General features: G+C 71.9%; 12 protein-coding genes. 5 read left to right on the top strand and 7 right to left on the bottom strand.

Annotated elements, in window-relative coordinates:
* Positions 1 to 38: 38 nt before the first annotated feature.
* Positions 39 to 665, bottom strand: coding sequence for a nucleotidyltransferase family protein (locus tag ACFPIH_RS00575; RefSeq protein WP_381166045.1), 627 nt, complete (start codon positions 663 to 665; stop codon positions 39 to 41).
* Positions 666 to 858: 193 nt separating this feature from the next.
* On the opposite strand from ACFPIH_RS00575, the gene ACFPIH_RS00570 reads away from it, so the two are divergent.
* Positions 859 to 1191 carry a DUF5955 family protein gene (locus tag ACFPIH_RS00570; RefSeq protein WP_381166044.1) on the top strand — a complete coding sequence of 111 codons (333 nt, stop codon included), beginning with the start codon at positions 859 to 861 and terminating at the stop codon, positions 1189 to 1191.
* Here ACFPIH_RS00570 and ACFPIH_RS00565 read toward each other — a convergent pair.
* Positions 1188 to 1979, bottom strand: a complete 792-nt coding sequence (locus tag ACFPIH_RS00565; RefSeq protein ID WP_381166043.1) for an IclR family transcriptional regulator — start codon at positions 1977 to 1979, stop codon at positions 1188 to 1190. The two genes, ACFPIH_RS00570 and ACFPIH_RS00565, sit on opposite strands and share 4 nt — an antisense overlap.
* 183 nt (positions 1980 to 2162) lie before the next feature.
* On the opposite strand from ACFPIH_RS00565, the gene allB reads away from it, so the two are divergent.
* Both allB and alc read left to right on the top strand, forming a co-directional pair.
* Positions 2163 to 3521 (top strand): allantoinase AllB, encoded by a 1359-nt coding sequence (allB, locus tag ACFPIH_RS00560; RefSeq protein WP_381166042.1) that lies wholly within the window; start codon positions 2163 to 2165, stop codon positions 3519 to 3521.
* Entirely contained in the window at positions 3518 to 4660 is a 1143-nt protein-coding gene (alc, locus tag ACFPIH_RS00555) for an allantoicase (RefSeq protein WP_381166040.1), read from the top strand. Before allB ends, alc begins: the two co-directional genes overlap by 4 nt.
* Before the next feature lie 13 nt (positions 4661 to 4673).
* On the opposite strand, the gene ACFPIH_RS00550 is transcribed toward alc, so the two are convergent.
* Positions 4674 to 5528 (bottom strand): hypothetical protein, encoded by an 855-nt coding sequence (locus ACFPIH_RS00550; RefSeq protein WP_381166038.1) that lies wholly within the window; start codon positions 5526 to 5528, stop codon positions 4674 to 4676.
* 52 nt (positions 5529 to 5580) lie between these two features.
* Positions 5581 to 6348: an SDR family oxidoreductase gene (locus ACFPIH_RS00545; RefSeq protein ID WP_381166036.1), complete on the bottom strand. Its 768-nt coding sequence runs from the start codon at positions 6346 to 6348 to the stop codon at positions 5581 to 5583.
* Between the two features lie 92 nt (positions 6349 to 6440).
* Between ACFPIH_RS00545 and ACFPIH_RS00540 the strand changes: the two genes are divergently transcribed.
* Positions 6441 to 7265 carry an AIM24 family protein gene (locus ACFPIH_RS00540; RefSeq protein WP_381166034.1) on the top strand — a complete coding sequence of 275 codons (825 nt, stop codon included), beginning with the start codon at positions 6441 to 6443 and terminating at the stop codon, positions 7263 to 7265.
* Between the two features lie 94 nt (positions 7266 to 7359).
* Entirely contained in the window at positions 7360 to 7992 is a 633-nt protein-coding gene (locus tag ACFPIH_RS00535; protein WP_381166032.1) for a dihydrofolate reductase family protein, read from the top strand.
* Between the two features lie 191 nt (positions 7993 to 8183).
* Here the strand turns inward: ACFPIH_RS00535 and ACFPIH_RS00530 are convergent, their stop codons facing one another.
* From ACFPIH_RS00530 to ACFPIH_RS00520, 3 genes are read right to left on the bottom strand one after another with little or no spacing between them, the layout of a single operon-like run.
* On the bottom strand, positions 8184 to 9224 hold the full coding sequence (locus ACFPIH_RS00530) for an ABC transporter permease (protein WP_381166030.1): 1041 nt from the start codon (positions 9222 to 9224) through the stop codon (positions 8184 to 8186).
* Between the two features lie 2 nt (positions 9225 to 9226).
* Positions 9227 to 10774, bottom strand: a complete 1548-nt coding sequence (locus ACFPIH_RS00525) for a sugar ABC transporter ATP-binding protein (protein ID WP_381166028.1) — start codon at positions 10772 to 10774, stop codon at positions 9227 to 9229.
* Positions 10775 to 10802: 28 nt separating this feature from the next.
* Positions 10803 to 11852, bottom strand: coding sequence for a sugar ABC transporter substrate-binding protein (locus tag ACFPIH_RS00520; protein WP_381166026.1), 1050 nt, complete (start codon positions 11850 to 11852; stop codon positions 10803 to 10805).
* Positions 11853 to 12033 lie beyond the last annotated feature (181 nt).

The following is a 12033-nucleotide window of genomic DNA, read 5'->3' as shown; positions in this document are numbered from 1 at the left end:
GCACCGGGTGCCCTTCTGATCAATGGATACTAGTTTCCTCATTGTGGAAGTTCAATGGTGAGGCGGGTGAGGTCCTCGGGGGTGTCGATGTCGTACGGCCGGGCCACGTCCCCGCACTCCACGAGCGTGACGGCCGCCCCGTGCTCCTTCAGGTAGGCGCGCGCGCCCCGGTCCCCGCCGGCGCTCGCCGCGACGCCCGCCCAGTGGGCCGACCCGAAGAGGACGGGGTGGCCGCGCCGGCCGTCGTAGGCCGCGGCCGCGAGCGAGTGCTCGCCGTCGTACGCCGCGAGTACCCGGCGTACGGCCGCCGGCCCGATCCCCGGCTGGTCGACCAGCGAGACCAGCGCCGCCCGCGGCCCGGTGGGCGACGCGAGGCCGGTGAGCGACGCGAGGCCGGCGCGCAGGGAACTGCCCATGCCCTGCTCCCACTCCGGGTTCTCCACCACCACGCACCCGTCGAGGCGTGCCCGCTCCTTCACGGCCTCGGCGGCGGCTCCCAGGACCACGTGCACGCGCGTGCACCCGGCCGCGCGCAGCACGCCCACCGCGTGCTCCACCAGAGGCCGCCCGTGGTACGTCAGCAGCGCCTTGGGGCGACCGCCGAGCCGCCGTCCGCCACCGGCGGCGAGCAGCAGTCCGGCGACATCGCGTGCGTCCTGTGTCATGGATCCTGCATACCGTACGAGCCGATCGCGCCGCACATCACACAGCGCAGCAACTCGATGACGCAGCGGGCTGGCGCGCCCGGGTCCGGGTGGCGTTAACTGGGCGCCCGCACCGACCGGGCGCCCGACCGGCGCCCGGCCCGGGGGTGTGCGCCACAACGGGACGCGCGGGCGGGGCGCGAGGGGGAGGACTGTGTTGCGGAGCGTGGAGCAGAGGCCCTTGACCGGCAGCGACGAGGATCCGCGGGTGTCGGAGCTGCGCTCCGCGGTGTCCCGGCTGCGCCGTGAACTCGCCGCGCACCCCGCGGAGTTCCCGGACCGGGACATCGCGGAGGAGGAACTCGCCGCCCTGGACGCCATGGCCCTGGACGCCATGGCTTTGGGCGGCGCCCCCGAAATACCCCACCTGCGCCGCTCCCTGCTGCTCATCGCGGGCGCGATCGGCTCGGTCAGCGCGCTGGCGCGGGGGCTCTCACAGGTGCGCGAAGCGGTGGACCTGTTCGGCGGGCCGCCCAGGGAACGCTAGGGGTTCTGCGTGGCCAGGGCGGTGGAGAGGTCACTCGCGACCTGCCGGAGGACGGGCACGATCTTCTCCGTCGCCTCGTCCGTGACACGGCCCGCCGGGCCGGAGATGGAGACGGCGGCGGCGGTGGGGGAGTCCGGGACGGACACCGCGAGGCAGCGGACGCCGATCTCCTGCTCGTTGTCGTCGACCGCGTAACCGGCCCGCCGTACCTCCGCCAGGGCCGCCAGGAAGCCCTCCGGGGTGGTGATCGTCCGGTCGGTCGCGGCGGGCATACCGGTGCGGGCCAGCAGGGCGCGCACCTCGGCGTCCGGGAAGCCCGCGAGCAGCGCCTTGCCCACGCCCGTGGAGTGCGGCAGGACCCGGCGGCCGACCTCGGTGAACATCCGCATCGAGTGCTTCGACGGCACCTGCGCCACGTACACGATCTCGTCGCCGTCGAGCAGCGCCATGTTCGCCGTCTCGCCGGTCTCCTCGACCAGCCGGGCCAGGTACGGCCGGGCCCAGGTGCCCAGCAGCCGGGACGCCGACTCGCCGAGCCGGATCAGCCGGGGGCCCAGCGCGTAGCGGCGGTTGGGCTGCTGGCGGACGTAACCGCAGACGACGAGGGTGCGCATCAGCCGGTGGATGGTGGGCAGCGGCAGCCCGCTGCTCGCGGACAGTTCGCTGAGCCCCACCTCGCCGCCCGCGTCGGCCATCCGCTCCAGCAGGTCGAACGCGCGCTCGAGGGACTGGACCCCGCCGCCGGCGGACCTGGCGGAGTCGGTGGGGCTTGCGCTCGACGTCGGCACGGCGCGTTCCTTTCGAGACTGGCGGGACGCTGAAGCCTACCCGGCGGTCTCGGGCCTCCTCGTGCACCCTGAAGACGGATGCTCTTGACGATGCGGGACGCGGAAAGGAAGACTCCACCATAAGAAAGTTCAATTCCGTTACACGGAAGTAACGCGGAAGTGTCACGGCAGAGAGGGATCCGGGTGTCCGACGCCGAACTGGTGCTGCGCTCGACGCGCGTCATCCTCCCGGAGGGGACGCGTGCCGCCTCCGTGGCCGTGTCCGCCGGGACGATCACGGCCGTACTGCCGTACGACGTCCCCGTCCCCGAGGGCGCCCGTCTGGAGGACCTCGGCGACGACGTCCTGCTGCCCGGACTGGTCGACACCCACGTGCACGTCAACGACCCCGGCCGCACCCACTGGGAGGGCTTCTGGACCGCCACGCGCGCGGCGGCCGCCGGCGGCATCACCACCCTCGTCGACATGCCCCTCAACTCCCTCCCGCCGACGACGACCGTCGACCACCTCCGGACCAAGCGGGAGGTCGCCGCCGACAAGGCGCACATCGACGTCGGCTTCTGGGGCGGCGCCCTGCCCGACAACGTCAAGGACCTGCGCCCCCTGCACGACGCCGGCGTCTTCGGCTTCAAGGCCTTCCTGTCGCCGTCCGGCGTGGACGAGTTCCCCCACCTCGACCAGGACGCACTCGCCCGCTCCCTGGCCGAGATCGCCGGCTTCGACGGCCTGCTGATCGTGCACGCCGAGGATCCCCACGACCTCGACGCCGCCCCCCGGCAGAGCGGCCCCCGGTACGCGGACTTCCTCGCCTCCCGCCCCCGCCACGCCGAGGACACCGCCATCGCCTCGCTGATCGCGCAGGCGAAGCGCCTCCACGCGCGTGTGCACGTACTGCACCTGTCGTCCAGCGACGCGCTGCCGCTGATCGCGGAGGCCAGGGCGGAGGGTGTCCGCATCACCGTCGAGACCTGCCCGCACTACCTCACCCTCACCGCCGAGGAGGTCCCCGACGGCGCCAGCGAGTTCAAGTGCTGCCCGCCCATCCGCGAGGCCGCCAACCAGGACCTGCTCTGGCGGGCGCTGGCCGACGGCACCATCGACTGCGTCGTCACCGACCACTCCCCGTCCACGGCCGACCTCAAGACCGCCGACTTCGCGACGGCCTGGGGCGGCATCTCGGGCCTCCAGCTCAGCCTGGCCGCCGTCTGGACCGAGGCCCGCCGGCGCGGCCACGGACTGGAGGACGTGGTCCGCTGGATGTCCACGCGTACGGCGGAACTCGTGGGACTCGCGCGCAAGGGCGCCATCGAGCCCGGCCGCGACGCCGACTTCGCCGTCCTCGCCCCCGACGAGGCCTTCACCGTCGACCCGGCCGCCCTCCAGCACCGCAACCGTGTCACCGCGTACGCCGGCCGGACCCTGTACGGCGTCGTGAAGTCCACCTGGCTGCGCGGCGAACGCATCGTCGCGGACGGCGAGTTCACCGACCCGAAGGGGCGCCTCCTCACCCGCACCGGCCGACCCGAAAGGCACCCCCAGTGACGGAGATACCGAGCTTCACCGGCGACGCGAGCCCCTACGGCGGCGGCGACCCGTACGCGGACCACCGCACCGCCGAGTTCCCCTTCGCCCACCTCGCCGACCTCGCCGACCGGAACCTCGGCGGAGCCGTCATCGCCGCCAACGACGAGTTCTTCGCCCACCGCGAGAACCTGCTGCTGCCCGGGCGCGCCGAGTTCGACCCCGAGCACTTCGGGCACAAGGGCAAGGTCATGGACGGCTGGGAGACCCGGCGCCGCCGCGGCGCCTCCGCCGAGCACCCCTGGCCCACGGCCGACGACCACGACTGGGCGCTGGTGCGGCTCGGGGCGCCGGGCGTGATCCGCGGGATCGTCGTCGACACGGCCCACTTCCGCGGCAACTACCCGCAGGCGGTCTCGGTCGAGGGCACCTCCCTCCCGGGCTCCCCGTCACCGCGGGACCTGCTCTCCGACGACGTGAAGTGGACGACGCTCGTCCCGCGCACGCCGGTCGGCGGCCACGCGGCGAACGGCTTCGCCGTCTCCCTCGAACAGCGCTTCACCCACCTGCGCGTCAACCAGCACCCCGACGGGGGCATCGCCCGGCTGCGCGTGTACGGCGAGGTCGTCCCGGATCCCGAGTGGCTCGCGGTGCTCGGCACCTTCGACGTCGTCGCCCTGGAGAACGGCGGCCGGGCCGAGGACGCCTCCAACCTCTTCTACTCCCCGGCGACGAACACCATCCAGCCGGGCCGCTCCCGCAAGATGGACGACGGCTGGGAGACCCGGCGGCGGCGCGACCGGGGCCACGACTGGATCCGCTACCGGCTCGCCGCGCAGGCGCGGATCCGCGCGATCGAGATCGACACGGCGTACCTGAAGGGCAACAGCGCGGGCTGGGCGTCGGTGTCCGTCAGGGACGGCGAGTCCGGAGCGAACGGCGCGGACGCCGGGGAGGACGCCTGGACGGAGATCCTCCCGCGCACCCGCCTCCAGCCCGACACCAACCACCGCTTCGTCCTCCCGGCCCCCGCCGTCGGCACCCACGCGCGCGTGGACATCTACCCGGACGGCGGCATCTCCCGTCTGCGCCTGTTCGGCACCCTGACGGAGGAGGGCGCGGCCCGTCTCCTGGCGCGCCACCAGGAGCTGGGCGGCTGATCCGGCGGGGCCCTCACCCCTCCTTCGCCGGGTCGGTCCCGTACAGGGCGGAGGCGGCCACGGCGTGCCCCACGTCGCACGCCTCCTGCTCGTCGGCCGGGGCGGTCCACAGGGGTATCAGGTCCGACGCCGAAGACGACGAAGATCCAGAGCCCATGCGCAGGTAGTGGCAGGCGCCGTTGATCCGCAGGGCGACGACGTACAGGTCGTCGCCGTCGGCCCGGCCGGAGACCCCGGTCACGGCGTCGCCGGCCGTGACGAGCCCCTTGGCCTTCAGGAAGTCCCTGACGCCCTGCGGGGTGTGCGTGTACCCCTCGGTCGCCGTGTTCCGGTACGCGTTGTTGCCGGCGGGCTGCTCCACCAGCAGCACGCCCAGCTGCGCCACGAGGCTGCCGGGCCTGCCGTCGGTCCGCGTGGTCGGGCAGTCCACGCCGGACCGCTTCACGCTGTGCGCACCGAAGGCGAACGTGTAGCGGTAGCAGCGCACCGGGTAGGCGTCCGCGGCCGGGTCCTTCGCGCCGCTGGTTCTCGCCTCGGGCGGCACCAGGCCCAGCATCACCTCGGCGGTGTGCACGCCGCCGTCGGACCCGAAGCTCAGCAGCGCCCCGCCGTGCGCCTCGGTCTGGGCGACCACCGTGCCCTCGGTGAACTGTCCGCCGTAGGTCCCGCCCCCCGCCGAGTAGAAGCCGGACGTCAGATCCTTCCGCAGGGCGTCGGCGAGCTCACCGGCCTGCGCGTCGACGGCGGACGTGTCCGGGGCGGTGACCCACTGGTAGCCCAGGGTGCCCGCCACCCCCAAGGCCCCGGCGACGAGTGCGGTCGACGCGAACGACAGGGCTCGCCGAGCCCCCGTGCCGAACGTTGTCATGGTTCTCCCCCGTATGACAGTTCGAGTTCGGCCGCGATGATAATCGGGGTTCCTATGCCGCGTGTCCGCCGTCCACCGTGTACTCCGCGCCGGTGACGTAGGCGGCGCCCGCCAGATGCGCCACCGTCGCCGCCACCTCCTGGGCCGTGCCGAAGCGGCCGAGTGCCGTCAGCGTGGTCTGCCCGGCCGCGTAGGGGCCGTCGGCGGGGTTCATGTCCGTGTCGATCGGGCCGGGGTGCACGATGTTCGCGGTGATCCCGCGCCCGCCCAGCTCCCGGGCGAGCGCCTTGGTGAGCCCCACCAGCGCGGCCTTGCTCATCGCGTACAGCGTCCCGCCGGGCCCCGGCACCCGCTGGGCCATACAGCTGCCGATGGTGATGATCCGGCCCCCTTCCCGCATCCGCCCGGCCGCCGCCCGCGAGGCGAGGAACACCCCGCGTACGTTCACCGCCAGCACCCGGTCGACGTCGGCGGGGGCGAGGTCCGGCAACGGTCCGAGGACGCCCACGCCCGCGTTGTTCACCAGGACGTAGAGACCGCCCAGCGCCTCCACCGCGCGGTCCACGGCCCCGGCCGCCTCCGCCGCGTCCCCGGCGTCCGCGCGCAGCGCCACCGCCCGCCGTCCCAGCGCCTGAACGGCCCGTACGACGTCCTCGGCCGCCTCCTTGCCGTTCACGTACGTCACCGCCACGTCCGCGCCCTCCTGGGCGAGCCGCAGGGCCGTCGCGGCACCGATACCGCGGCTGCCGCCGGTCACCAGGGCCACCTTGCCGTCCAGAGTCCCGTAAGCCGTCTTGTCATGCGTCTCGTAAGTCGTCATGGCTCCATCACAGCGGCCCGCGCCGCCCCGTACCGGCGGCGAACGGACGTCGACCTCGGAACTCCTGCCCGCGTCTCTCACGTTCTCCCCTTGTGACCCTTAAGCAAGAGATCGTCGGAAACGCCATGCAGATGGCGGTCGTCACCCTGGAACCCGGCCGGACGGTGTACTGCGAGGCGGGGAAGTTCCTCTTCAAGACGACGAACGTGACCATGGAGACCCGGCTCGGCGGGCAGCAGCAGCAGCAGCAGGGCGGGGGCGGGGGCGGCGGCGGTGGCGGTGGTGGCATGGGCGGCATGCTGCGCCAGGCCATGGGCACCGCCATGCAGGTCGGCCAGCGCGCCCTCGCGGGCGAGTCGCTGGCGTTCCAGTACTTCACCGCCCAGGGCGGCGAGGGCACGGTCGCCTTCGCGGGCGTCCTCCCGGGCGAGATGCGCGCCCTGGAGCTGAACGGCACGCGCGCGTGGTTCGCCGAGAAGGACGCCTTCGTGGCCGCCGAGTCCAGCGTCGACTTCGGCATCGCCTTCCAGGGCGGCCGGACCGGCATGAAGGGCGGCGAGGGCTTCGTCCTGGAGAAGTTCACCGGCCACGGCACGGTGATCATCGCCGGCGCGGGCAACTTCATCGACCTGAACCCGGCCGACTTCGGAGGCCGCGTCGAGGTCGACACCGGCTGCGTCGTCGCCTTCGAGGAGGGCATCCAGTACGGCGTCCAGCGCGTCGGCGGCCTCAACCGCCAGGGCGTCATGAACGCCGTCCTCGGCGGCGAGGGCCTCTCCCTGGCCACCCTGGAGGGCAACGGCCGGGTCATCCTGCAGTCCCTCACCATCGAGAGCCTCGCCAACGCCCTGAAGAAGGCCCAGGGCGGCGACAAGCAGGGGCCGACCGGCGGACTGTTCTCCACGAACGCCGGCTGAGCGCGACCGATGAGTTGCGGGCGCGGGCGGGGTCTGCACCGTTGAAAGTCAGGACAGCAGACCCACCCGAGCACTCCCAAGGAGGGCACCCGTCATGGGCAAGCTCGTACTCACCAGTTTCGTCACCCTCGACGGCGTCTACCAGGCTCCCGGCGGCCCCGACGAGGACACCCGCGGCGGCTTCGCACACGGAGGCTGGAGCTTCCCGTACGGAGACGACGACTTCGGCCGGTTCATGGGCGGCGTCTTCGACCAGGTCGGCGCGTTCCTTCTCGGCCGCCGTACCTACGACATCTTCTCCGCCTTCTGGCCCAAGGTCACCGACCCGGCCGACCCGGTCGCGGGCAAGCTGAACGCGCTGCCGAAGTACGTCGTCTCCAGGACCCTCACCGACCCCGCCTGGGAGGGCACCAGCGTGCTCCGGGGCGGCGGGGGACTCGTCAAGGAGATCACCGCGTTGAAGGAGAACACCGACGGCGAGCTCCAGGTGCACGGCAGCGGTGCGCTGGCGCAGTCGCTGTTCGCCCAGGACCTCGTGGACACCGTTCACCTGCTGACGTTCCCGGTCGTGCTGGGGTCCGGGCTGCGGCTGTTCGCCGACGGCGCCGTGCCCACCGCGTTCCGGCACGCCGGCGGCCGGACCACCGGTGCGGGCGTCTCCGTACAGACGTACGAACTGGACGGACGGCCGCGCTACGGGACATACGAACTGCCGGAGAACGGCTGACCGCCGGACGGCCGCAGGTTAACTTTCCGAGACGGCAACGGACCTCACGGAAAAAACGCCGGACTTGTCATTGACATGCCATGCTCTACGCGCGTCATCATGGGAGCGCGGGATTCCCCCCACGAAGTTCCCGTAGTTCCTGAACGTCGGTGCCGCGGTTCCCGAGCGCTCGGGAACCGCGGCACCGACGTTCACTCCTGCTTCTCGCCGGAGGCGAAGCGGGAGATGATCAGGGCGACGATGATGATCGCGCCGTTGAGGAACTGGTTCCACAGCGGGGGCACGCCCGCCAGGGTCATCACGTTGACGACCAGCTGGAGCGTCAGTACACCGGTGAGCGCGCCGAAGACGGACCCCTTGCCGCCGTTGAGGCTGACTCCGCCGATGACCGTGGCCGCGAAGACCTGGAAGATCCAGCCGTTGCCCTGGGTGGCGGAGATCGACCCGTAGTGGCCGCTGTAGAGGATGCCGGCGAACGCGGCGAGCAGGCTGCCGAGGATCAGCACCGTCCACACGATCCGGTCGACCTTGATGCCGGCCGTGCGGGCGGCCTCCGCGTTGCCGCCGATCGCGTACAGCGCCCGGCCGTGCCGCAGATAGGCCAGCGCGCCGCCGCCGGCCGCGAACAGCACCAGGCAGATCCAGATCGCGGCCGGCATGCCCAGCCAGGACGCCCGGCCCAGGTAGGTGAAGGACGACGGCAGCTCCACGATGGACTGGCCGTCGGAGAGGGCCACCTGGAGGCCGCGCAGCATGGTCAGCATGCCGAGGGTGACGATGAACCCGTTGAGCCGCAGCTTCAGGATCAGGAACCCGTTCACCGCGCCGATCACCGCGCCCACCAGCAGACACAGCGGTATCGCCGTCCACTCCGGCAGCAGCCCGAGGCCGGTGAAGCGGCTGCCGTCGGTGGGCAGCACCAGCCACACCGCGACGACCGGCGCGACACCGATGGTGGACTCCAGGGAGAGGTCCATCCGGCCGCAGATCAGGATCAGGGCGGCGGCCAGCACCAGCAGGCTGAGCTCGGTGGACTGCTGGGCGACCCCGATGAGGTTGTCGGAGGTCAGGAAGGCAGGCGAGACGATGAACCCGATCAGGCCCAGGACCAGGATGACCGGGACCAGGGACAGCTCACGGAACCGGCCGAGGTCGAGCCCCCGCCGGGCGTCCCCGCCGGCCGCCCGTTTCTCGTTCGCCGCGGCGTCGGTGACATCTGTGGTGGCGGACATCTCTACCTTCCGTGCGTTTCGGTGTCGGATGCTGCGGCCGTGGCGGCCACTCCCTCCACGGCGGCGACCAGCTGCTCGTCCGTCCAGCCGGGGCCGAACTCGGCGACCGCGTGCCCGTGGAACATGACGACGACCCGGTCGCACGCCCTGAGGTCGTCCAGCTCGTCGGAGACGATCAGCGCGGCCCGGCCGCTCTCCGCGACCTGGCGGATCCGGGTCAGCAGGAACTCCTTGGACTTGACGTCCACCCCGTTGGTCGGGCGGATCGCCACCAGCACCCGGGGGTCGGTGGCGAGGGCCCGGGCGACCACGACCTTCTGCTGGTTGCCGCCCGAGAGCGCCGACACGGAGGTGGCCGCGCCCGGCGTCTTGATGTCGAGGTCGCGGATCATCCGGGCGGCGAACGCGCGCGTACGGCCCGGCAGGACCGTGCCGTACGGGCCCAGCTGGTCGGTGACGGTCAGGGTGGCGTTCTCCGCCACACTGCGGCCGTGCACCAGGCCCTGGAGGTGCCGGTCCTCGGGCACCAGGCCGACCCCGGCCGCGAGCGCGGACGACACGCTGCCGGTACGGACGCCCCGGCCGCCGACCGAGATCGTGCCCGCCTCGGCCCGGTGCAGCCCGGCGACCGCCTCGCCGACCTGCACGTTCCCGCTCGCCGTCGCCCCGGCGAGCCCGACGACCTCACCCGCGCCGACCGACAGCGACAGGTCCCGGCACACGTCCTTCAGGGTCAGACCGTCGACCTCCAGCAGTGTCCCGGAGCGGGTCCGGGGCGCGCTGAGAGGGGCCGTGGCGTCCGAACCGGTGGTCGTCTCGCCCGTCATCGCCTCCACCAGGGCCTGGTGGCTCAGTTCCGCCACGGGCGCGGTGAGGATGTGCGCGGCGTCGCGGTAGACGGTGACGGTGGTGCAGAGGTCGTACACCTCCTGCAGATGGTGCGAGATGAACAGGAAGGCGACGCCCTGGCGCTGGAGGTCGCGCAGCTTGTCGAAGAGCCGGGTGATGCCCCGGGCGTCGAGCTTGGCGGTCGGCTCGTCCAGGACGATGAAGCGCGCGCCGAACGACAGCGCCCGCGCGATCTCGACGAACTGCCGCTGCTCGACGGAGAGTTCCCCGGCCCGCGCGGTGGGGTCGACGTCCACGCCGTACTCGCCGAGGAGTTCCCCGGCCCGGCGCCGCAGCTCCTTCCAGCGGATGGGCCGCAGCGCGCCGTCGCTCTGCCGGTTGAGGAAGAGGTTCTCGGCGACGGTGAGGCCCGGCAGGATGGTGGACCGCTGGTAGACGCAGGCCACCCGGGAGCGCCAGGCGTCGATGTCGCCGAAGGCGGGGGCTGGGCGGCCGGAGAAACGCAGGGTGCCGGTGTCGGGCTGCTGGAGCCCCGTCAGGATGGACACGAGCGTCGACTTGCCGGCGCCGTTGCGGCCGACCAGCGCGTGCGACTCGCCCGCGGTGACAGTGATGCGCGCGTCCCGCAGGGCGACGGTGGCGCCGAACCGCTTGCTGATGCCGGCGGCCTCGGCCACCGGAACGGGAGACCCGTTCGCCATGGTGGATACCGTCCTTCGTTCGGGCGGACTACTTGCTGACGGTGTTGCCCCACAGGGTCTTGTCGTCCACGTTGTCCTTGGTCACCAGGGGCGCCGGCAGCTGGTCCTCCAGGCCGTTGGGGATCTCGATGATGGTCGAGTCGTGGTCGGTGGCCCCGGGCTTGAAGGTCTTGCCGTCCGCCGCGGCCTGCGCGTAGTACAGCGCGTACTTCGCGTACAGGTCGGCGGGCTGGGAGACGGTCGCGTCGATCTGGCCCTTGCGGATGGCGTCGAACTCCTGCGGGATGCCGTCGTTGGAGATGATCGAGATGTGGCCCTTCTGCCCGGCCGGCTTGAGCAGGCCCTTCTGCTGGAGCAGGGCCAGGGTCGGCTGCAGGAAGACACCGCCGGCCTGCATGTAGATGCCGTTCAGGTCGGGGTGCTGGGCGAGCAGGCTCTGCAGCTTGGCCGAGGCCACGTCGCCCTTCCAGTCGGTGGGCAGCTCGAACACCTTGATGTCCGGGAACTTCTCCTTCATACAGGCGGCGAACGCCTCGGAGCGGTCCCGCCCGTTGATGGAGTCCAGGGCGCCCTGGAACTCGGCGACCTTGCCCTTGCCGCCGAGCTGCTTGCCGAGGAACTCGCAGGCCTTGGTGCCGTACGCCTTGTTGTCGGCGCGCACCACCATGTAGACGTCGCCCTTGTCGGGGCGGGTGTCGACGCTGACCACCGGGATCTTCTTCGACGCCAGGGTCTCGAGCGTGGACGCGACGGCGCCGGTGTCCTGCGGGGCCATGATGATCGCCTTGGCGCCGGTGTTCTCGAACACCTGGACGTTGGCGACCAGCTTGGTGACGTCGTTCTGCGAGTTGCTCAGGGGCAGCGCGTTGATCCCGTCGCCCTTGATGTCCTTCTTCAGGTACTGCGCGTAGGAGTTCCAGAAGTCGGAGTCGGAACGCGGCAGGTCGATGCCGATGGCGGGCTTGTCGCCGGCCGAGCCCGAGCTGTTGCCGTCCCGGTTGCAGGCGGTGACGAGGGCCAGTGCCGTGAGTACGGCACCGGCGGCTGCGGCGGTGGAACGGATGCGCGCGAGCTTCATGACCTTGTTCTCTCCTTGAGCCGCGGAGATTCCTCCGATGTATCTCGGACGCGGAGGACGTTACGGCGGGGTTGCCGAGGCTGACAAGATGTCGTGTGCCCTTGTTTTGTGCGGAGCCTGTCGCGCAGGGGTCGGACAGGCTCCGGAGGCAAATACATCCGAGGAATCCGTTGCCAGGTGC

Origin of the sequence: Streptomyces vulcanius, from assembly GCF_042653945.1 — a bacterium.
Classification (GTDB): domain Bacteria; phylum Actinomycetota; class Actinomycetes; order Streptomycetales; family Streptomycetaceae; genus Streptomyces; species Streptomyces mangrovi.
The sequence above is the reverse complement of the archived record's forward strand: the minus strand, read 5'-3'. Positions and strand labels throughout refer to the sequence as shown.

Bases quoted from the DNA above. Each gene is read 5' to 3' on its own strand.
- ACFPIH_RS00535 (WP_381166032.1), top strand. From the start codon at position 7,360: ATGGGCAAGCTCGTACTCACCAGTTTCGTCACCCTCGACGGCGTCTAC.
- ACFPIH_RS00575 (WP_381166045.1), bottom strand. From the start codon at position 665: ATGACACAGGACGCACGCGATGTCGCCGGACTGCTGCTCGCCGCCGGT.
- ACFPIH_RS00520 (WP_381166026.1), bottom strand. From the start codon at position 11,852: ATGAAGCTCGCGCGCATCCGTTCCACCGCCGCAGCCGCCGGTGCCGTA.
- ACFPIH_RS00550 (WP_381166038.1), bottom strand. From the start codon at position 5,528: ATGACAACGTTCGGCACGGGGGCTCGGCGAGCCCTGTCGTTCGCGTCG.
- ACFPIH_RS00525 (WP_381166028.1), bottom strand. From the start codon at position 10,774: ATGGCGAACGGGTCTCCCGTTCCGGTGGCCGAGGCCGCCGGCATCAGC.
- ACFPIH_RS00545 (WP_381166036.1), bottom strand. From the start codon at position 6,348: ATGACGACTTACGAGACGCATGACAAGACGGCTTACGGGACTCTGGAC.
- ACFPIH_RS00530 (WP_381166030.1), bottom strand. From the start codon at position 9,224: ATGTCCGCCACCACAGATGTCACCGACGCCGCGGCGAACGAGAAACGG.